The sequence below is a fragment of the Acinetobacter sp. 231_lipA genome (genome assembly GCF_058243005.1).
The window spans coordinates 2,694,302-2,715,652 of record NZ_JBZAYU010000001.1; the positions used below are offsets into that span (position 1 = coordinate 2,694,302).

The 21,351-nt window shown below is 41.8% G+C and carries 20 protein-coding genes and 1 tRNA gene; 16 read left to right on the forward strand and 5 right to left on the reverse strand.

Annotation, left to right across the window (positions count from 1 at the left end; all coding sequences use genetic code 11):
* The first annotated feature begins 11 nt into the window (after positions 1 to 11).
* From lldR to AC4CUX_RS13235, 5 genes are all read left to right on the forward strand, one after another.
* A complete protein-coding gene (gene lldR / locus AC4CUX_RS13215; RefSeq protein WP_004694009.1) occupies positions 12 to 755 on the forward strand; it encodes a transcriptional regulator LldR in 744 nt (247 codons plus the stop codon).
* Between the two features lie 2 nt (positions 756 to 757).
* Positions 758 to 1,912: an FMN-dependent L-lactate dehydrogenase LldD gene (gene lldD / locus AC4CUX_RS13220; protein ID WP_195728858.1), complete on the forward strand. Its 1,155-nt coding sequence runs from the start codon at positions 758 to 760 to the stop codon at positions 1,910 to 1,912.
* A 282-nt stretch (positions 1,913 to 2,194) separates the two neighbouring features.
* Positions 2,195 to 3,892: a D-lactate dehydrogenase gene (gene dld / locus AC4CUX_RS13225; protein ID WP_201950809.1), complete on the forward strand. Its 1,698-nt coding sequence runs from the start codon at positions 2,195 to 2,197 to the stop codon at positions 3,890 to 3,892.
* A gap of 188 nt (positions 3,893 to 4,080) precedes the next feature.
* Positions 4,081 to 6,117, forward strand: coding sequence for an NADPH-dependent 2,4-dienoyl-CoA reductase (locus AC4CUX_RS13230; protein WP_125273175.1), 2,037 nt, complete (start codon positions 4,081 to 4,083; stop codon positions 6,115 to 6,117).
* 87 nt (positions 6,118 to 6,204) lie between these two features.
* Positions 6,205 to 6,295: transfer RNA gene (locus AC4CUX_RS13235), tRNA-Ser, on the forward strand.
* A gap of 102 nt (positions 6,296 to 6,397) precedes the next feature.
* Here the strand turns inward: AC4CUX_RS13235 and AC4CUX_RS13240 are convergent.
* Positions 6,398 to 7,220, reverse strand: a protein-coding gene (locus tag AC4CUX_RS13240; RefSeq protein ID WP_087554504.1) for an IS5 family transposase whose coding sequence is annotated in 2 segments (ribosomal slippage) — positions 6,398 to 6,838 and positions 6,840 to 7,220 — 822 coding nt in all. Because the reading frame shifts where the segments join, the coding sequence is not laid out codon by codon here.
* Between the two features lie 112 nt (positions 7,221 to 7,332).
* Between AC4CUX_RS13240 and AC4CUX_RS13245 the strand changes: the two genes are divergently transcribed.
* From AC4CUX_RS13245 to AC4CUX_RS13270, 6 genes are all read left to right on the forward strand, one after another.
* Complete coding sequence (locus tag AC4CUX_RS13245) at positions 7,333 to 7,893, forward strand: hypothetical protein (RefSeq protein WP_201950811.1); 561 nt, start codon at positions 7,333 to 7,335, stop codon at positions 7,891 to 7,893.
* A 7-nt stretch (positions 7,894 to 7,900) separates the two neighbouring features.
* Positions 7,901 to 8,833, forward strand: coding sequence for an IS5 family transposase (locus AC4CUX_RS13250; protein WP_201950812.1), 933 nt, complete (start codon positions 7,901 to 7,903; stop codon positions 8,831 to 8,833).
* 37 nt (positions 8,834 to 8,870) lie between these two features.
* A complete protein-coding gene (locus AC4CUX_RS13255; protein WP_201950813.1) occupies positions 8,871 to 9,425 on the forward strand; it encodes a GTP-binding protein in 555 nt (184 codons plus the stop codon).
* A 9-nt stretch (positions 9,426 to 9,434) separates the two neighbouring features.
* Entirely contained in the window at positions 9,435 to 9,851 is a 417-nt protein-coding gene (locus AC4CUX_RS13260; RefSeq protein WP_004693977.1) for a roadblock/LC7 domain-containing protein, read from the forward strand.
* An 83-nt stretch (positions 9,852 to 9,934) separates the two neighbouring features.
* The gene (locus tag AC4CUX_RS13265; protein WP_490792454.1) at positions 9,935 to 10,927 is read left to right on the forward strand and encodes a hypothetical protein; all 993 of its coding nucleotides are present in this window, start codon (positions 9,935 to 9,937) and stop codon (positions 10,925 to 10,927) included.
* 39 nt (positions 10,928 to 10,966) lie between these two features.
* A complete protein-coding gene (locus AC4CUX_RS13270) occupies positions 10,967 to 11,323 on the forward strand; it encodes a roadblock/LC7 domain-containing protein (RefSeq protein ID WP_087526884.1) in 357 nt (118 codons plus the stop codon).
* 50 nt (positions 11,324 to 11,373) lie between these two features.
* On the opposite strand, the gene AC4CUX_RS13275 is transcribed toward AC4CUX_RS13270, so the two are convergent.
* The 3 genes from AC4CUX_RS13275 to AC4CUX_RS13285 form a co-directional block, all read right to left on the reverse strand.
* Positions 11,374 to 12,246: an arginase family protein gene (locus AC4CUX_RS13275; RefSeq protein WP_201950817.1), complete on the reverse strand. Its 873-nt coding sequence runs from the start codon at positions 12,244 to 12,246 to the stop codon at positions 11,374 to 11,376.
* A 4-nt stretch (positions 12,247 to 12,250) separates the two neighbouring features.
* Positions 12,251 to 13,213, reverse strand: a complete 963-nt coding sequence (locus AC4CUX_RS13280; RefSeq protein ID WP_201950818.1) for a hypothetical protein — start codon at positions 13,211 to 13,213, stop codon at positions 12,251 to 12,253.
* 174 nt (positions 13,214 to 13,387) lie between these two features.
* Positions 13,388 to 14,422 (reverse strand): helix-turn-helix domain-containing protein, encoded by a 1,035-nt coding sequence (locus tag AC4CUX_RS13285; protein ID WP_201950819.1) that lies wholly within the window; start codon positions 14,420 to 14,422, stop codon positions 13,388 to 13,390.
* Positions 14,423 to 14,536: 114 nt separating this feature from the next.
* On the opposite strand from AC4CUX_RS13285, the gene AC4CUX_RS13290 reads away from it, so the two are divergent.
* From AC4CUX_RS13290 to epmA, 5 genes are all read left to right on the forward strand, one after another.
* Positions 14,537 to 15,754 (forward strand): alkane 1-monooxygenase, encoded by a 1,218-nt coding sequence (locus tag AC4CUX_RS13290; protein ID WP_201950820.1) that lies wholly within the window; start codon positions 14,537 to 14,539, stop codon positions 15,752 to 15,754.
* Positions 15,751 to 15,915: a rubredoxin gene (locus AC4CUX_RS13295; protein WP_004693963.1), complete on the forward strand. Its 165-nt coding sequence runs from the start codon at positions 15,751 to 15,753 to the stop codon at positions 15,913 to 15,915. Before AC4CUX_RS13290 ends, AC4CUX_RS13295 begins: the two co-directional genes overlap by 4 nt.
* Positions 15,916 to 16,538: 623 nt before the next feature.
* Complete coding sequence (locus AC4CUX_RS13300; RefSeq protein WP_201950822.1) at positions 16,539 to 17,711, forward strand: OmpP1/FadL family transporter; 1,173 nt, start codon at positions 16,539 to 16,541, stop codon at positions 17,709 to 17,711.
* 303 nt (positions 17,712 to 18,014) lie between these two features.
* Positions 18,015 to 19,082, forward strand: coding sequence for a 4-phosphoerythronate dehydrogenase (locus AC4CUX_RS13305; protein ID WP_201950824.1), 1,068 nt, complete (start codon positions 18,015 to 18,017; stop codon positions 19,080 to 19,082).
* The gene (epmA, locus tag AC4CUX_RS13310; RefSeq protein WP_201950828.1) at positions 19,079 to 20,062 is read left to right on the forward strand and encodes an EF-P lysine aminoacylase EpmA; all 984 of its coding nucleotides are present in this window, start codon (positions 19,079 to 19,081) and stop codon (positions 20,060 to 20,062) included. Before AC4CUX_RS13305 ends, epmA begins: the two co-directional genes overlap by 4 nt.
* A gap of 52 nt (positions 20,063 to 20,114) precedes the next feature.
* Here the strand turns inward: epmA and AC4CUX_RS13315 are convergent, their stop codons facing one another.
* Entirely contained in the window at positions 20,115 to 21,338 is a 1,224-nt protein-coding gene (locus tag AC4CUX_RS13315) for a multifunctional CCA addition/repair protein (protein ID WP_151835901.1), read from the reverse strand.
* Positions 21,339 to 21,351 lie beyond the last annotated feature (13 nt).

The window sequence follows — 21,351 nt, forward strand, 5'->3', positions numbered from 1 at the left end:
AAGGAAAGCAGATGAAAGTCTCCGATAAAGCTGTACAAAGCCTGCGTGTATTGATTGAACAAAGCAATATGCAAGTTGGAGACCGTCTGCCTGCTGAAAGAAAACTGTGTGAACAGCTTCAAGTCTCTCGCTCTTCTTTAAGAGAGGCCATTTCGCAGTTGACCAGCATGGGTATGTTGGTCAGCAAAGTGGGGGCGGGGACTTTTTTAAAACAATTACCAGCAACTTGGTCCAGTTATCAAATCGTACAACCGATTAGTAATTTGATGAGTGAGGATCCTGCCTATCGATTTGATGTGCAAGAGGCGCGCATTATTTTAGAAGGTGGAACAACTTGGTATGCAGCACAACGCGCAACCCAAGAAGATCTGGTGAACATCAGACATCATTATGACCAGATTAACCATTTTCAGGCTTTGGGAAATGATGACGAAGCGGCTCGTGCAGATGCGAAATTTCATTTAGCGATTGCTGAAGCCTCTCATAATTTGGTCTTGATTCAGATGATGCGTGGTCTGTTCGATTTGTTGCAGTTCAACGTCGCTTTGGGACGTCGAAAAGTCTATAGCGAAGCACACCGGTTTGATCAATTGCATGATCAGCACTTTCAAGTCATGAATGCAATTGAACGTCGTGATCCAGAAGCTGCACGTAAAGCAGTCTGTGGACACATTGAGTTTGTAGTACAACAGGTGCGAATGATTGATGAGGAAGAAGCTCGTCGTCAGCGCGCCAGTCGATTAAACAGGATATAAGCATGATTATTTCTTCTGCCAATGACTACCGTGAAGCGGCACGACGTCGTTTACCGCCATTTTTATTCCATTACATCGATGGTGGTGCGTATGCAGAATATACCCTGAAGCGTAATGTAGAAGATTTGTCAAAAATTGCTTTGCGCCAGCGTGTATTGAACGACATGTCTGCTTTAAGTTTAGAAACCAAACTGTTTGATGAAACTTTGTCGATGCCTGTTGCATTATCTCCTGTGGGTTTAACAGGCATGTATGCACGCCGCGGCGAAGTTCAAGCTGCGGTCGCTGCAGATAAAAAGGGTATTCCATTTACACTGTCTACTGTTTCAGTATGTCCAATTGAAGAAGTGGCACCTGCGATTCAGCGTCCAATGTGGTTCCAGCTCTATGTACTACGTGACCGTGGTTTCATGAAAAATGCCTTGGAACGTGCTAAAGCGGCAGGATGTTCAACCTTGGTGTTTACTGTGGATATGCCTGTTCCGGGAGCGCGTTATCGTGATGCCCACTCGGGTATGAGTGGCCCGAATGCAGCAATGCGTCGTTATATGCAGTCGTGTTTCCACCCACACTGGGCGTGGAATGTTGGCATGATGGGACGTCCGCATGACTTGGGTAATATTTCCAAATACTTAGGTAAGCCTACAGGTCTAGAAGATTATATTGGTTGGTTAGGTTCTAACTTCGATCCGTCTATTTCGTGGAAAGACCTTGAGTGGATTCGTGAGTTTTGGGATGGCCCAATGGTCATTAAAGGAATTTTGGATCCTGAAGATGCCAAAGATGCAGTGCGTTTCGGTGCAGATGGGATTGTGGTTTCAAACCATGGTGGTCGTCAGCTCGATGGCGTTTTATCTTCTGCACGCGCACTTCCACCAATTGCAGATGCAGTCAAAGGTGATATTAAAATCCTCGCGGATTCGGGTATTCGTAATGGTCTAGATGTTGTGCGTATGCTGGCGTTGGGTGCAGACACGTGTATGCTTGGTCGTGCCTTTGTTTATGCTTTAGGTGCAGCAGGCGGTGAAGGTGTTTCAAATCTTTTAGAATTGATTGATAAAGAAATGCGTGTTGCTATGACCTTAACAGGTGCAAAAACCATTGCTGATATTACGTCTGACTGTTTAGTGAAGTTAGAACGAGAGTTGGCTGAGTAAAACTCTCTAATAAAAGCGAATGAATATAAAGAAGCATCCTTTGCCTCATTTTGAATTAAAAATTTAAGTTCAATTGCGTAGGCGATACCTTACTTTTCAAAGATGAAAAGTAACAAAAATCTTTTGTTGGGCGAGGGGTACGTCCTGTACCCCCGCCCAACGGCGACATCCATGCCGCCACACGACATCGAATACCGTGATTAATACGCTTAAAAAATGAATGAGTTATTTCATAATCTAGCTTTATTGAAAAGCTCAAAAAATTAATGGGCAGGATATAAAATGCAATCCAATTTAGACGCACCGCAAACTATTCAAAAACTCATCACCATTGTTGGTAAACAACATGTTTTAACTGACGATAAAGACACACGTTTATACCGCCAAGGTCGTCGTTACGGTGCAGGGAAAGTACTAGCTGTTGTTGCGCCAGGTTCATTACTGGAACAGTGGCAAGTACTGCAAGCCGCTGTTGATGCAGATTGTATTGTGATTATGCAAGCAGCCAATACAGGTTTGACCGGTGGTTCAACGCCTTTTGGCGATGACTATGACCGTCCTGTAGTTCTGATCAGCACGCGTCGTTTGGTTGGCATTCAGGTTATTAATGACGGTCAGCAAGTGATTTGTCTACCTGGTGCAACACTAGATCGACTTGAAAAAGAATTGGTGTCATTTAATCGGGAGCCGCATTCGGTGATTGGTTCATCGTGTATTGGAGCTTCAGTTTTAGGTGGCGTCTGTAATAACTCAGGCGGTGCTTTGGTGCGTCGTGGTCCTGCTTATACTGAGCTGGCATTGTATGCCCGTGTTAATGATGAAGGTCAGTTAGAGTTGGTGAATCATTTAGGGGTAAATCTCGGAGAAACACCTGAAGAAATTCTAAGCAAGCTTGAAACTAAAAATTATCAAATCGGCGATATTATCAATAACTCAGGTTGCTGCGCATCGGACCATCGTTATGGACATGATGTTAAACAAGTTGATGAAAATACGCCGGCACGTTTTAATGCCGATCCGTCTCGTTTATATGAAGCATCGGGTTCGGCAGGTAAAGTGTGTGTTTTTGCCGTACGTTTGGATACCTTTGAAAAAATTCCAAGTCAAGTATTCTATGTCGGTACAAACTCACATGATGATTTGACTGAAATCCGCCGTTTTTTACTAAAAGATTTGCCGCGATTGCCGATTGCAGGGGAATACATCCACCGTGTGGCTTATGATATTGGGGCGGAGTACGGTAAAGACACCTTCATGTTCATTGAAAAACTCGGTACAGCCAAAGTACCTGCCGCATTTGCAATGAAAGATAAGGTCGATGCGTACTTAGAAAAATTTGGTGTGAAAGGTCTGTCAGATAAAGTCCTGCAATTGATCACCAAATTTTTGCCCAATCATTTACCGAAACGGATGAATGTTTTTCGTGATCTGTATGAACATCATTTGGTTATTCGGATTGAAAATCAAGATGTCGAGCAAGTTGAAAGCTTTTTAAAATGTTATTTTCAAGATAAAACCTCAGGTGATTTTTTCCACTGTACAGAGGAAGAAGGACGTAAAGCATTTTTACATCGCTTTGCCGTTGCAGGTGCAGCAATTCGCTATCGGGATACGCACCGTTCAGAAGTTGAAGATATTGTGGCTCTGGATATCGCATTGCGTCGTAATGATCGCGAGTGGGTGGAAACCTTACCCAAAGAGATGGATGATCTGATTGTTCATAAACTCTATTATGGTCACTTTTTATGTCATGTGTTCCATCAGGACTATATTGTGAAAAAAGGCGTAGATCCTTTGGCGATGGAGCACCAAATGTGGCATTTACTGGATGCTCGTGGGGCGGAATACCCAGCTGAGCATAATGTCGGACATTTATATGTAGCAAAACCTGCACTACGAACGCATTATGAAAAGCTTGATCCAACCAATAGTTTTAATGTGGGTATTGGTCAAACCAGTAAGCTGAAGCATTGGCAGTAAAGGGCTTTGGTCTAAAAAACTAAACCAGTGAGGGCAACGTCACTGGTTTTTTATTGTCGTATGTTTTTGAGAGCTCAGTTGAATTGACCGTAGATGCCAAGAATTTTTTATAAATTGTCATCCCAATATTTTAAAAAACAGCTAAAGTAGTATGCAACAAGTTGCAAAGCCAAAGATAAGGATTCATGATGACAACCAATAGCTATGCACATATTTTAAAACCCTTACATTTGGGTTTTACCACCATTAAAAACCGTGTGGTGATGGGCTCCATGCATACGGGCTTGGAAGATCGTTTTTATAATTATCCAAAATTGGCAGCATACTTCGGTGAGCGTGCTAAAGGCGGTGTCGGCCTGATCATTACAGGCGGGATTTCTCCAAACCGTCAAGGTTGGCTTCTTCCTGCGGGCGGGACGATGAATACGCTGGGGGATATTGCTCCGCATCGTTTAGTGACACATGCGGTACATAAGCATGGCGCAAAAATTTTAATGCAAATTTTGCATGCTGGACGTTATGGCTACCAACCTTTTGTTGTGTCTTCCAGTCCAATCAAGTCGCCGATTTCGCCTTTTAAACCGCGTCAAATGTCTGAAAAACAAATTTTGAATACCATTGATGACTATGTTAACTGTGCCAGTCTTGCAAAAAAAGCAGGCTATGACGGTGTAGAAATTATGGGTTCAGAAGGTTATTTACTGAATCAATTCTTAAGCCGTCATGTGAACCAACGTGAAGACCGTTGGGGTGGGCCGATTGAAAACCGTATGCGTTTTGCGGTCGAAATCGTCAAAGGGATACGTGCACAAGTTGGTGAGAAATTTATTATTTGCTTCCGTTTGTCATTACTCGATTTGGTGCATGATGGCAATACCATGCAAGAAGTAATTACCATTGCGCAAGCACTAGAAAAAGCAGGTATTACTTTGTTGAATACAGGAATTGGCTGGCATGAAGCACGTATTCCAACTATTGTGACTTCTGTGCCACGTGCTGCTTTTGTTGACTATACTGCGGAAGTGAAAAAGCAAGTGGCTGTGCCAGTGATTGCTTCAAACCGCATCAATATGCCAGACACGGCAGAAGAGATTTTGGCATCGGGCAAAGCCGATATGGTGCAAATGGCACGTCCGTTATTGGCCGATGCTTTTTGGGTGAATAAAACAGCGACCAATCGTGTCGATGAAATCAATACGTGTATCGCCTGTAACCAAGCATGCCTAGATCATACTTTTAAAAATCAGCGTGCAACCTGTTTAGTTAACCCGCGTGCGGCGTTTGAAACTGAGTTGGTTTATTTGAAAGTGAAACAACCGAAACGAGTTGCGGTTGTTGGTGGTGGCGTCGCAGGTATGTCAGCCGCGACGGTTGCAGCCAGTCGTGGACACCAAGTGACTCTGTTTGAAGCAAGTCATGAGGTGGGTGGACAGTTCAACTTGGCAAAAGTTGTACCCGGTAAAGAAGAGTTTCATGAAACCATTCGTTATTTCAAAGTACAGCTTGAAAAAACTGGCGTCGACTTACGTTTAAACACCAAGGTGAATCGTGAGCAGCTTGAGCGTGAAGGCTTTGAAGAAATTATTATTGCAACAGGCGTTGTGCCACGTGCATTACGTATCGAAGGGAGTGATTCACCGCAAGTCTTGTCTTATGCAGAAGTGTTACGCGGCGCACCTGTCGGTCGAAAGGTTGCAGTGATTGGTGCTGGAGGGATTGGTTTTGATGTGTCTGAGTATTTATTGAAACCAGAGCATCAACCTCAGCCACAACCGCTTGCAGATTGGCAACGTGAATGGGGCGTAGATCCAAACCCGAATTATGTTTCTGAAGGAGGCACGCAGGCCGCAGAAGTTCATCCGCCTGTTCGTGAGATTTATTTATTACAGCGTAAAACCTCTGCACTTGGAGCAGGTTTGGGCAAAACTTCGGGCTGGGTACACCGCGCACAGTTGAAAAAGCATGCAGTACGTATGTTACGTGGGGTTCAGTACAAAGCTGTGACTGATGAAGGGCTTTGGGTCGATATGGCAGGACAAGATCAATTGCTCCGTGTTGATACTATCGTTGTGTGTGCAGGACAGGAGTCTGTGAAGGATCTGATGCCAAGTGTTGAGCAAAATATGTTAGCGAATTATCACATTATTGGTGGTGCTAAATTGGCAGCTGAGCTAGATGCGAAGCGTGCGATTCGTGAAGGTGCCGAAATCGCCTCGAAATTATAAGCTTTTGATGAAACAATATGCAGTTGGTTGCTTTGACGGTAAGTTTTACTTGTCATGAAAACAAAAGCTCCGTATGATGGCGCACATGGAAGCGTGGCAGAGCGGTTTAATGCACCGGTCTTGAAAACCGACGAGGGCTTATACCCCTCCGTGAGTTCGAATCTCACCGCTTCCGCCAAATTAGAAACAACAAAGCCCTGATAATGTCAGGGCTTTGTTGTTTCTAATTTGTGTAACGTAAGCAGATAATAAGCAAAAAATAGATCTCTTGCGAAAGTCATTATTGCAAGTTTATCCGGTTTACGAGTGCAGCAATTAAGTTAATGCGTAAACCGAATCTTTTCCGTCTATTTCGATAGCGTTCACTTAATATTCTAAATGTTTTCAATTGACTATTAATGTGTTCGATCACAACTCGTATTTTTCCAATCATTTTATTGTACCTTTTCTCAACATCAAATAAGGGTAAATTCTTCTTTTTCTTTATTGGCATCAATAATTTAAAGCCATCTTGCTCTAATCCGTAGTACCCTAAATCGGTCATAACATATTCACAATGTTTGAATTTCTTAACCGTTTTTCTTGCCAATTTAATATCATGCTGACTGCCATTCGATATATCTAGCCCTATGATTTGTTTGCTGTTCGGATGATAGATCACTTGTGCTTTTAGCGTATGTTTCTTCTTTTTACCACTGTAGAACTTACTCTGATTTTTTTTTCGGACGTTCTATTGAACATTCTGTCGCATCAATAATGACCCAGTTAAAGTGTTCGTCTGCTGTGGTAATGCTTCGTTTTGGCAGAGTAAAACGTCTTGATTTCATCAATGCATCTTCAACCTTTTTAATGGTTCGATTCACATTACTTTCAGCGATATGGTAATTTGCCGCTAATTCCAGTTGAGTGCTGTAGTTCCGTAAGTAATTGAGAGTTAATAACAACTGATCCTCTATATCTAAAGTATGAGGACGACCTGATTTCTTTTTGAGTGATTCTGCTTTTTCTAAAACCTCTACCATTTCAGTAAAAACTTGTCGAGGTACGCCAACCAAGCGTTTGAATTCAGAATCTGAAAAACGATTTAATTTCTGATATCTCATGAAATTTATATTGAGGTGGTTTTTACTTTCGCAAGAGATCTAATAAATACTTAACTTATATAAATTGTTAAAATCAAAAAAATTAAATCATTTAAAACGGAATAACTAACTGATGACACCATTTTCAATCGAGTTAGCAATTGAGAAAATTGTAGATAAAAATTCTAAAGAAAACTTTCTAGAAGTATACAAGTGCTATGAAGCTGGGTGCTATAGAGCTGCTGTTGGCTTACTGTGGTCTGTAGTTGTAACAGATATAGTTTCAAAATTGCAAAAGGTTGAAATCGATTTTAATGATTCCACAGCCCATAAAATTTTAGCTGAAATAAAAACTAAACAACAAAAAAGAGAAAAAGGAAGCGATTGGGAGCAGTCTATTGTTAAAGATGTATATGAACGAATGAAATTTTTTGACCAAGATACATATGAAAATCTTCTACATTTACAAAAGAAACGTCATTTATGTAGTCATCCTTTGATTCAAGAAAATGACAATAAACTTTATACCCCGACTCCTGAAGAAACAAAATCTTTTTTACGACATGCATTAGAAGATGTTTTGACAGTTCCAGCTGGCTTTTCAAGGCACGCTTTGACCGACTCTATTTTGGGGGAGATATCTAAATGGCTTTGTTGCACAAACCTATCTCTAAAGGCTTATTCCACAATATAATTCTCAAATGAATAAGCCCACACCTAAAATCTATCGTACAACCAATTGGTCTTCTTATAACAGTGCATTAATAAATCGAGGATATCTCTCAATTTGGTTTGATCCCAAGACTCAATGGTACGCTCAACCCAAAGGTAAACATGGTCGAAATCAAACTTATTCAGATACAGCCATCCAATGCTGTTTAATGATCAAATCCTTATTTCATCTTTCTTTACGCATGGTCACTGGCTTTGTGCAAAGTCTCATTCATCTTTGTAGATTAGATTGGACAGCACCAGACTATTCCACCATCTGCAGAAGACAAAAGCATATTGATATTGCAATTAACTATCAAAAAAGCAGTAATGGTCTCCAGCTCATCGTCGATTCTACTGGCTTAAAGTTTCTAGGCGAAGGTGAATGGAAGCGTAAGAAACACCAACCTGAATATCGTCGCCAATGGCGTAAACTTCATATTGGGATAGATGCTGAAACCCTTCAAATACGAGCAGTTCAGCTTACAACCAATAACGTGAGTGATTCACAAGTGCTTGGTGATTTACTCGATCAGATTCCACAAGATGAGCAGATTGACTCTGTCTATACTGATGGGGCTTATGACACCAAGCAATGCCGTCAGGTCATTGCAGATCGGCAAGCACATGCAGTGATTCCGCCAAGAAAAAATGCGAAGCCTTGGAAAGATACAAAGACCAGTTCGCTAGAGCGAAATGAATTACTACGAACAGTTAAACGTTTCGGCAGGACACTATGGAAAAAATGGGCAGGCTATCATCGCCGAAGTTTGGTCGAAACCAAGATGCATTGCATCAAATTATTAGGCGATAAACTCCGTGCGAGAAACTTTCAAAGCCAAGTCAATGAGATTCATGCACGTGTGGCCGTATTAAATAAATTTACAGATTTAGGTCGACCTCACACCCAAGTTGCCACTTAAATTTAGATAACTTGGAAGAAGTTTAGCTTTTGAATGTTTGTGCAACAAAGCCCTACAGCAGTACAAAATTGTTTTCGGGGGAACCATGGGGGCAGGAAAATCTGCTGCCATTCAAGCATTGTCTGATATTCCTGTCGTGACGACAGAAGCAGTAAACACTGATACTGCAGCGCACCATAAATTTTTGACCACTGTAGGTATTGATTACGGTGAAATTAGCCTTGATGACGGTACGCAGATCGGCTTGTACGGTACCCCAGGTCAAGATCGTTTTGATTTTATGTGGTCTATTGTCTGCAAGGGTGCAATGGGAATCGTGATCTTAATCGATCATAGCCAAGCAGATCGTTTAAAGGATTTAGAGTTTTATTTAAAAGCATTTGAGCAGTATGGATCAAATGTGGTGGTTGGCATTACGCATTTAGATCAAGAAGATCAGCATAAGCTCAAAATTTACCGTGATTGGATGCAGATCCATCAAAAACAATTTCCGCTGTTTGCCGTTGATGCGCGTGAACAAGATGATGTTTTACTGATGATTGAAACACTAATTACAACACTAGAAATGCAAGCTGAATCTGCAGTTGCATAGGTAGGATAAATGAATAGTTCACGTGAAATTCCGCAAGCACTGATTGAGTCTGCCCATATCGAGTTACAACGTTTTTTAAATACCGTTACAGGCATCGACTTTGTGATGTTGTGCTCATCGGATGGTTTTGAGCTTGCTTTGGCTTCAAAGAAAAATATCGACAATACAGGAAAAATCGCAGCAGTCAGCAGCTCCATCTTGGCTATGGTGAATGCATTTATTACAGAAATTCAATTGTTGGGCTGCCAAACCATTACTCTTGATGCGGACAATGGCAAAGTGTTTTTAACTGCTGTCCACCACCCACAGCATCCGATGGTCATGGTGGCGGTCACCCACACAGATATTTTGATGGGGCAAATGCTGTATTACTACAAAGAGTTAAGTGCACGATTAAGCAGCGCGCCGCTCAGCCTTGCATCATAAGAAATTCTATATTTTTTGATTTTTAATTATATCAATCGGCGTGATGCCGTGATTTAAAGGGTGAGGTTGTCGTGGGTTTAGGCATGAAAAACGTATTAAATATTGCAGTATTTGGTTTAAGTTTAAACTCGTTAGAGCAAATAAAAGAACAAATTTTACTGTCTTTACCTGAAAATTTGAATGTGAAATGGGTCAATCTTGCTGAGCAAAAAATCGATTTATTGCTGGTCAATGATGTGTTTTTTTTTTCACCAGGCATTCAAAAGTTGCTGACCATTCAAAACATTGTGTATTTGCGTCTGGTCAAAAAGGTTGAAAATGCAGGGCACATTGTTGGAGATCAATTGTTCTATCCATTTTCAAACATAGAGCATTTGCACGATTGGTTATCTAGAAAATTACTATCACAACATGAACTTACCGTGCATGTGAAATCAACGCTTGAAGTCATTATGCCTGTTCAATCTGTTATGCCTACAGTGCTGAACCCAGTAATGACCACGGCACAGGTTTTTAGCGAAATTTTTACACCACGTAATGGTTATATTCAGTTGTTCGATGCCCATGGTTTTCTCGCTTTGGTCGATACGCGGACCGAACGTGTTTGGGTCGAGCCGAATAAAGAGATTCAGTTTAATGAGACCTTGAACCAAACGTATGCAACTGCACAGTTGGTCCAAGATACGATTAAAGATAAAGACGTTTATGATCTAAGAATTTGGCTGTGGAAAGTGGTGAATGCTTCGTCTGCGATTCAGTTACCGCAAGTCAGCTTGAATCAGAACTTTAGACTTGAAATATGGCCTCAGTTTGAAAAAAATTTACAACGTCGTGACTTTTTAAAGATGGCAACCTGTTTTTCACAAGGCGCACAAATTGATCAAGTAAAACAGTCCTTAAATTTAAGTAATGAAAGGGTATTGAATTTTGTAGCATGTGCTGTTCTACTGCAATTAGGTCAGTTTGTTGATCAAAATCAAGTGAAGTATCAGATAGATACACAACAAGCAGAAACAGGGCAAGTAAATAAATTACGCGGTTTTATTGGGAAGTTACGTAAGAAACTGGGTCTTTAAATTTTTTGGGGTAACCCTATAACTAGAGGTAAGAATAAGATGGCACGTGTTAGTTTAGATGCGTTAACAGGGATTGATGGTTTTGTTGCTGCTGCACTGGTCGACAGTGACAGTGGCTTAGCACTCGCGACTCAGGGGAGTGGTGTAGACTTAGAATTAGCAGCAGCAGGTAATACTGAAGTTGTACGTTCTAAGCGTAAAGTTGCGAAAGCATTACAATTAAACGATAACATTGAAGATATTTTGATTACTTTGGGTAAACAATATCATTTGATTCGTCCGCTTGATAGCAATGAAACATTGTTTTTATATTTGGTACTTGACCGTACCAAGTCTAACTTAGCGATGGCGCGTTATGAGTTAAAAGGCTTTGAGAAAGAGCTTGATTTTTCTTAATTAAATAGCCGAGTTATCTGTGCCAGTGTATGTCAATATGCTGGCATTTTTTATTCGGTATAGTAAGTTTTATAAGCAGTTTGAAACGTCCCCACATGAAGCTTGACCAGTTCTGGTAGTGCTTGATAGCCGCCAGCTAAAACAAACATCAAAGGCAGTTGGTGCTTTTTGGCCAAGCGAAATACAATTTCATCGCGTTTTTCAATCAGTTCTGTACTGAACCATGATGAGCCGCAAGGATCATCTTGATGGCAGTCCATTCCCGCCTGAAAGATAATTAAATCAGCGTTCCAGTCTAGGGCACGTTGAAAAGCTTGATGGATCGCTAAAATGTATTGGCTGAAGTTCCCTTGATGTTTATGCACATGATAGGTTTCTGAACGTTCGTAGGTCGGACAGCCAAAGGCCAGCCCATAAATACTATAATTAAAAAAGTTGTCAAAACGGCTGGTAAATTCTGCCGTACCATTACCGCCATGTTGATCACAGTCCAGCACGAAAATACGTTTATCTGGAAACTGTTGTGCGATTAAAGCTAGCCCGTTAAAGGTACAAAAAGACCCACCATGTTCGTAAACCGCATGATGAAAGCCTTGTGCGATATTGGCCGAAATTTGATGTTTGAATGCCAATTCTGCTGCGAGAATTTGCCCTGCATTAATCTGGTAAACCGCATCACGCAGTTGAGTATTCCAAGGCTTAAAACCTTGGAAAGTGGCTAGCTTTTCAGGGAAGCCTGTATCAAAAGCATCGACATATTTTGGATCATGCAGTTGTTTTAAAATATCTATGGAGAGCTTTTCAGGGCGATGGAACTCTACGATACCTAGGGGATCTAAAGCATCGGCCACAGCGCTCAGTTTTTCCATACTGTTGGTATGGGTCTGAGCATAATAATCTGGTGAGTAGCAAACCTGTAGCATGCGTTTAGTTCCGTATTTGCACGGTCGCGACATCAACCAATTGTTGTAGGCGTGTGGTTCCCGGACTAAATAAACCATTTTCAACTTGCTGCTGATAATGCGTTGTAAAAGCACGTGCACGATTTTCAGGAGAAATGGCTAAGGTCGTGAGTCTTAAAAACCAAAAGCCGTTGATCTCAGAATAGGGGATCACATAGCCTTTATATTGCTGGTTTTGAGTTTTGTTTTGAATGGCTGTGCGATCGTAGTTGACTGAGAACAATGAACCCGCAGGCAAACATACCCCATTCATCAGGATCGGTTTGAGGCTAATACAGGAATGATCATCTCCCATATTGAGTTTTTCTAACAATAAGGGCTGCTGTTGTTCATCCACAAAAATATTGAGTTCGCCCTGTCTTAAGACGCGGCCATGGGCAATTTTAAGAAAGAAGTTTTCAGCCATGGGGCAAGAACCGACTTTCGGTTTTTCAGCCAAGGCTTCGAGCTCAACCAAACCTGTTTTCGCTGTGCTTTGCGGGAGAATAATATCGGCAATGAGTTGGCACAGAATCTGAGTTTCTTCCAGTTGCGCTTGTGTGCTGATACTGCGTAATTGTAGTTGTAACTGCCGTTGACGTTGCACTTGCTGAGCAAATTCAGAGCTTTTTTCGGTTGCGAGCAGTGGTTGAATTTGCTCATTCAAATCTAAATTATGCCAATCAGAAATCATGTACTGCGATTGCTCAAGCAATACTTTTAAGGTCTTGGTTTCGTATTGGTCAAACAGTTTTAAGTCGGCAAAATCTTGGCTGAGTCTGGGGCTGTTAATATAGTCCGCTAAAACACGTGTCGCCTGCGTATAGCCGCAACCGCGACGTTCTGTTTGGTGGGAGAAATGCTCATTTAACATTTCGGTGAGTTTGCTTGAAAGCGGGTGAACGTGTTGTTTAAAAAGTTGAATAATTTCGTGATCAGTTTCGCGCATCCTTGCCCCAAAAAAATAAATTTAAAATCTGTTTTATTATACAGTTATATATCAAATTACTATTGATATTGAAATAAAAACCAGCAGGGACTACGACATTTATTTTGGCAGGATAATCATTGTTTTATTTGGTATGAACTCTTATTAAAGTGTCTTTTATTGAAACTACAAAGGTCAGCTTATCTTCGGTGTGGAATTCAGCCGATACATCTGTGGTGTGGTGCCTAATTCAGCTTTAAATGTCCTACAAAAATTCGCTGTCGTGGAGTAGCCCAGCTCAAAACTAATTTCGGTGATGCTTTTGTTGGTGTGCATCAGCAGATGCTCAGCACGGCTTAAAATGACCTGCTTACGAATGGTATTAAAATTGGCATCCTGCTTTTTTAAGTAGCGCTGCAGGGTTTTACTTGAGATATTCAACATTTGTGCACAGTCTTCAAAACTTGGCGGAGGAGATGCTTCGCGGAGCATCATGCTGATCCAGTCAATAATCTCTCCATCTAAACTGATTTGTTTCAGTTGTTCGCGGCACTGTTGTTCCAAAATGTTCAATGAAAATGCATCTGCTTTGGGGAGTTTAGTGTCTAAATTATCCGCTTGAATAAAGATTTTAATGCTAGGACGAATGAGTGTACCAAAGTGAAATTGAGCGGGCTTGAGTTGCTGTAAAGCTTGTACATAAGTCGGTTGAAACACGGATAAATGAATGTCATAGGGTTTAACTTGGTGATTGAGCAATTCAGCAAAACTGCTGCAAAAACCCACTGCAATGGCTTCTAAATGAAAATTCAATGTGAGCGTGCTCATGGCTTGCAGCGGGTGAATGTCCAAAACCACGACGTTTGTTAACTCAGTCACTTTTAGTCGAAAGTTCGGCATGATTAAGCTGAAATATTGCGACATCACGCCTAAGGCTTGCATAACATTTTCACAGCTGAGTAAGGCATAACCCACTAAATGATGGGCGCTCAATTTTAAGGAGCGACCGAGCTCAAAGGCCAAATCACGGTTTTCTGGAAATTTAAGTAAATAGCTGACTAAGGTTTCAATTTGTGCCAGAGAAAGCTTGGCATCCTCCTGTTGTACATAGCTGCTCAAATCCGTTCCTAACAGTTGAAAAAGTTCAGTCAAATCCATCTCGCGTTCCAGCAATAAAGGCAGCAAACGCAAATAATATCGGGCTGGAATAGATGGAATGTGAGGATTCATATTTTTAAAGTGATGTCTTGTTTTGAATATATAGTGTCCGAAAATGAATAATGATCACAACTGATTTTACCAATAATGAGCAAGCGTTCTATCTAAAATAAAAAGGAGTTCCGCATGAATGCACTGACCTTGCTTGAGCAGCAGCACAGTGAACATCAGTTTAAGGATAAAAAACGGCATTTATGGTTATTTGGTTTGGCGTACCCGTGTATTGCTATGGGTGCTTTGGCAGGCTATCAGTTTGGCCCCAAAAAATTACGTTCGGTGTTTGCCTCGACAGGCCCGATTTTTATGCACGTGGTCATGCCAGCTTTGGACAAATTGATTGGTGAGGACAGCGAAAACCCACCTGATGCCGCAATTGCAGCCTTAGAGGCCGATCCCTACTATGCCCGTATTTTGAAGTTGTTTATTCCACTACAATACACTGCCAACTTATATGCTTTATACCTCGCCAGTCGTGATAGCACTCCAACGCATGATCGTGTGCTTATTGGTACGTTATTGGGTGTATTGAATGGTGTCGCGATTAATACTGCACATGAGCTGAGTCATAAACCGAATAAATTAGAACAAATGTTGTCGCATTTGGCATTGGCACCGACGGCTTATAATCATTTTCGAATTGAGCATCCTTATGGGCACCATCACCGTGTGGCGACACCTGAGGACCCAGCTTCTTCGCAAATGGGCGAGTCTTTTTGGCAGTTTTGGCCGAGAACGGTTGTGGGCAGTTTTAAGTCGGCAGTTGAAATTGAAACTCGACGTTTAGAGCGCCAAGGTCTTGGTTTTTGGTCACTCAAGAATGAGTTGTTGCAAGGTTGGGCGATGTCAGGGCTTTATCATGCGGCGATGCTGAAATGTTTTGGGAAAAATATTGCGGTCACCCAAGCCACTCAAGCTTTGTACGGTATTACGTTATTTGAAGTCGTAAATTATATTGAGCACTATGGCCTAAAGCGGGAGCAGCTTGAAAATGGCCAATATGCACGCACCCAGCCAGAACATAGTTGGAACAATAACAACTTGGTGACTAATCTATTCTTGTATCAGTTGCAGCGTCACTCTGACCATCACGCTTACCCAACGCGGAGTTTTCAAACCCTAAGAAACTATGACGACGTACCGCAGCTTCCAGCAGGTTATGGAGCCATGATTTTACCGGCACTGATTCCGAAGTGGTGGTTTAAATTGATGGATCAACGGGTGGTGGAGCATTATGCCGGTGATTTCAGCAAAATGAATATTTACCCTAAAGCCAAACAGAAAATTCAGCAGAAGTTTGCGGGATTGTTCGCTCAGTCATCCTCTATACATGAGGACTTAACATGAAATGCTATCAATGTTTGGTTTGTGGATGGATTTATGATGAGCAACTCGGATGGCCACAAGAGGGAATTGCCGCGGGTACGCCATGGCGAGATGTCCCCGAGAACTGGAGCTGTCCTGACTGTGGGATATCTAAAGCTGACTTCGATATGGTCGAGATTTAAACAATAGATTTGAATGCATTCTGTATAAGGTGCTGCTACGGACTGTGGCCGCACCTAAAACCTTTCTATTTGATAATTTATTTTGCTAAACCATTCTAGAACCATTCTTTCGCATGGTTGCTCTGCGCTTTAAGACTGCTAATCTTCTGAAGCAGATTGAATGCTCCGTCTCAGAGTGAAAATCGTAAGTCATGTTTTAAAGAAACCCACTATTAAGGACGATTGTGGGTTTCTTTAAAATCTAAAGCATATTTAAAAAAGATCGATGCGAAATCGAATGATAGTAACGAGATAAAACGTTCGAAAATAACAGAGATAGAAAAGTCTTGTAGTGGATTACAAGAGAACAAAGCTTAAAAGGATGTATAGCTATGATGAATCAGAAGAACAGAACCGCTGTTATCAATTTTCAAATCCAATTAACACTGAAATGTGTATATCCAAGCATACGTTATTTATCCCTCACAAATACGCCATAAAAGTCGTCGAGTTTTATACGCCTTAATACATATTTGAGGCCAACAAAAAGGATTAAGTCATCCAAGATTTAATCAAATATGGTGAGTGCTTTTCATAGGAATGGTCGGCATTTGCTGTTTTAAAACGCAACTAAAGAAATAGAAATGAAATTGAATCAGAAGTATCTCATTGGGGCGATACTGTCCGTATGTGCAGGCCAAACCTATGCTACGGGTCTTGAGCGTTCTCCACAACAAATTGATGCTTTGTTTGAATCTGGCACCTATGCAGAAGTGGGCTACACGCATATTTCACCAGACGTGACTGGTAAAGATGCCAGTGGTAATAATATCTCTGATATGGCTGAAGACTTTCAATCACTTAATTATGCAGTAAAAACGGACATCAATCCGAAGTTACGCCTTGCGGTGATTTATGATGAACCTTTTGGTGCCAAAGTAAAGTTTGAGGGTGATAATAATTTCATTGCAACAAACCATCCAGCAGCAGATGCCAATACGCGTGTAGATGTTAAATCGAAAAACATCACAGCACTTTTAGGCTATAACCTAAATAAAAATGTCATGATTTATGCTGGCCCAGCACTTCAACAGCTTCAAGCCGATGTTCATTTACGTGGTTTAACTTATGGACCAAATAGTGGTTATAACAACCATTTTGATGATATAGCTGTCGGTTGGGTTGCAGGTCTAAGCTATGCTAAACCTGAAATGGGGATTTTGGCCTCATTAACCTATCGCTCGGAAGTTGAGCATAAAGCAACGATTAAAGAAGATGTTCCTTTGGCAGATATTGTATTTGCAGGAGATTATTCACACAGTAACTCGGGCACGATCACGACTCCTGAGTCTATCAACTTAAACCTGCAAACAGGTCTGAATGCGACCACAGCAGTTTATGCAAAAGTCCGTTATGTGCCGTGGGGGGACTTTGCCTACTATCCTCCAGTATTAAAAGCATCTACTACAGCTGCATTGGGCAAAGGTTTGCCTTTAGTTGACTATTCAGAAGATCAAACCTCAGTTGAACTGGGTGTTGGTAAACGTTTGACACCAAAGCTCGCGATTTCTGTATCAGGTTTATGGGACTCTGGTGCAGGCGACCCTGCTCCAACTTTAGGCCCAGTAAATGGCTATTGGGGCGCTGGCTTGGCAGCGAAATATAATATCAACCAAAAGTTGGCGTTCAGCGTAGGTGGTCGCTATATGTGGTTTGGTGATGCGGAAGGTGAAACTTCGGATCGTCGTATTGTTGGCGAGTTTGAGGACAATACAGGCTATATCGTGGGGATGAAACTCTCTTATAAATCTAAATAATTATCTCGCTTATTACTTGCTTGAGGTTTTGCCTTCTCTCTGAAATGTTGGGAGAAGGTTTTTTTATAACAGTATTAAATTATTTGTCTAGTTGTTTGTACTATCATAACGTTTACGGAGTTGACTTTATATTTTTCAGTATTTTGAACGAAGTAAATCTATATTAAACAATTCTTTAAAGTATTCGGTTTTTTACCATGAAGATGAAACATCGTGACTGTTTATTCAGATGTATTGCAGAGCAACATAGTGTTGAGCTTGTGCAACGGTTATCATAGAGTCAACAAAGCGTTGGAAGACATTATGAAAATCGTGGCAGATGAAAATCTCGCATTTACCGATTATTTTTTTGCCGAATTTGGTGAAATTGAGCACAAAGCAGGGCGTACTTTAACACATGCCGATGTTGTAGATGCCAAAGCACTGTTGGTGCGTTCCGTAACTCAAGTCAATCCAGCATTAATCAATAACACCACACTTCAATATGTGGGTAGTGCAACCATTGGTACAGACCATTTAGATATTGAAGCCATTGAGAAACAGAATATTCAATGGGCGAATGCCGCAGGTTGTAATGCGCAGGCGGTGGCTGAATATGTAATTACGGCTTTACTCCATCTCAATCCAGTATTGCTGAACGCTAAAGAAAGTTTTACTTTGGGCATTATTGGTCTAGGAAATGTCGGTTCTCGCTTAGCTTATATGGTCAAACTATTGGGCTGGAATGTGATCGGTCATGATCCTTTTGTACAGCAAGATGCGATTCAGCAGGTCGATTTAAATGCCTTATTAAGTACTGCTGATGCGATTTCATTGCATGTGCCCTTAACCAAAACAGGATCACATCCAACCTACCATTTGTTCAACGCCGAAGCTTTCGCTGCGATGAAAACGACAGCAATATTGATTAATTCTGCGCGTGGGCCTGTAATTGAAGAGCAGGCTTTATTGGCCGACATCGAAAAAACACAGCGTAAAGTGGTACTAGATGTCTTTGAGCATGAGCCTGTGATTTCTGAACAAGTGTTGAATGCTGTGAGTCTGGTGACGCCACATATCGCAGGTTATAGCTTAGAAGGCAAAGCGCGTGGTACACAAATGATCTATGAGGCTTTCTGTAAAACCTTTCAGTTTGAAGCACATAAAAGTTTCGAGTCGCAGTTGCCTGTATGTGCTCAATATTTTGAAGGCCAAGATTTGAAATCTGTACTTCAACAGCATTTAAGGGAAATCTACCCGATTGCACGAGATGACCAAGCCTTACGTGCTTGCTTAAAAGAGGGGATGATTGACCAAAAAGCCTTTGATCATTTAAGAAAGACTTATCCATTACGTCGTGAATGGGCTGCACAAGGAGGGCCGAAGGCATGAGTCAGGACGTGATCCATTATCAGCCAACCTGTGACTTAAAAGCCATGCGAGCGCGTGCGCAAATGTACAGCCAAATTCGTCAGTTTTTTGCTGAACGTGAAGTGCTTGAGGTTGAAACCCCGATTTTATCTCAAGCTGGTGTGACCGATGTGCATTTGGCTTCGGTTCAAGCACAGCGCCATCTACAAGGCAAACAACAAACGCATTATTTGCAGACCTCACCTGAGTTTGCCATGAAGCGCTTATTGGCCAGTGGTAGTGGGCCGATTTATCAAATCTGTAAAGTTTTCCGTGATGATGAACATGGTCGTAAACACAATAGTGAATTTACCATGCTGGAATGGTATAGACCGAATTTCAGTTTGAAGGATTTGATGTTTGAAGTGACAGACTTATTGAATGTCACATTAAAGCAGCGTTTTGGTGAGGTTCGCCCTACCATTTTGAGCTATAAGCATGCGTTTATGGATCGTTTGGATTTGAACCCACTGCAAGCCAGTTTGAAGGAGTTAAAAGACTGCTGTAATCGCGTGGGTTTAAATTTGGACTTGGGTGATGACCGACTTGGCTATATCGATTTGCTCTTTTCACATTTTGTAGAGCCAAGCCTAGGTTTTGATACGCCCGTATTTCTAACCGATTTTCCACCAGAGCTGGCCTCGCTTGCCAAAACTAAAACGGATGAAGATGGTGAATTAGTTGCAGCACGTTTTGAGCTGTATATTGAAGGTTTGGAACTCGCCAACGCATATGATGAGTTGATCGACGCGGAGGTGTTACGTTCACGTTTTGAAGCCGATAATGCTGAACGTGAAAAGTTAGGCTTACATGCGATGCCGATCGATGAGTTTTTATTGGCTGCTTTGCCTCAAATGACCGCATGTGCAGGTATTGCTTTAGGTGTGGATCGTTTGTTAATGATTGCAACTGAACAGATGCAGTTGGAAAAAGTAATTACCTTTCCTGCATCCATTTCTTAAGTGAAATTAAATAAAGCGCCGATTGTGGCGCTTTATTTGAGTCGATCAAGGTTTAACTGTATTGAGCCTTTAACTCTCCAATCGCGTGTATTCGACGTTCAATCAGCATTTCACCAATATCAGGGCCTTTGATATCCGCAGGCAGGTCTTGTGCTTTGATATTTCGCACCACATCCATCACCTTTAAAATATATGCAGACTGTGGGTATTCACGATCTTCAAGCCCTAAACGACCACGTGAGTCACATTCACAAGCTTGTACAAAGGCTTCAACCCGTTCTGGACGACGTAGTACATCTAAGCGTTGCAGTAAGCGCCACAAAGTGCCTGGTTTTAAGGTCAGGGCTTGATGACATTTCAAATGTTCTTTACAGACCGTAATTGCGAGCTGCTTCATCTGCGTTGGAACTTTTAGGCGCTCACACACTTCTGTCACAGGCTTGACCCCACGTTCTTCATGCATGATATGACGCGGTAGCTCGTCCACAGGTGTCAAAGCTTTGCCTAAGTCATGTACTAAAACAGCAAAACGAACATCCAGTGCGTAGTTGGCACGACACGCTTGTTGTAAGGACATCATGGTATGAATACCACAGTCAATTTCAGGGTGATATTCAGGGCGCTGTGGAATACCGTAAAGGGCCTCGATTTCTGGAAAAAGCACTTTTAAAGCACCACAGCGACGTAGCACTTCGAAGTATTCATCGGCATGATCTTCCATCAGAGCACGAGAGGTTTCTTTCCAAACGCGTTCAGGAGTCAGTGCCTCCAGTTCACCCGAGTCTGCGAGTTGTTGCATCAGTGCCAACGTTTCTTCGGCCACCGTAAATCCTAGGGTTTTATAACGTGCAGCAAATCGTGCAACACGGAGGACGCGTAGTGGGTCTTCTACAAAAGCATCAGAAACATGCCTTAAAACACGGAGCTCTAAATCGCGTTGGCCGCCATAGGGGTCATACAGTGTACCTTCCGCATCCATGGCGATGGCATTGATGGTAAGGTCGCGTCGAATTAAATCTTGTTCTAAGGTAACGGTACTGTCGGTATAAAACTCAAAGCCATGATAACCCTGTCCCGACTTACGTTCGGTGCGGGCAAGTGCATATTCATCTTTGGTTTCAGGATGTAAAAAAACAGGAAAATCTTTACCTACAGGTTGGAAACCCTGGGCAAGCAGTTGTTCAGGCGTTGCACCGACAACTACATAATCTTTTTCGTGATAGGGGTGACCCAGAAGCTGATCTCGGACCGCACCGCCTACTAAATAAACTTGCATGAAAAAACCTCTA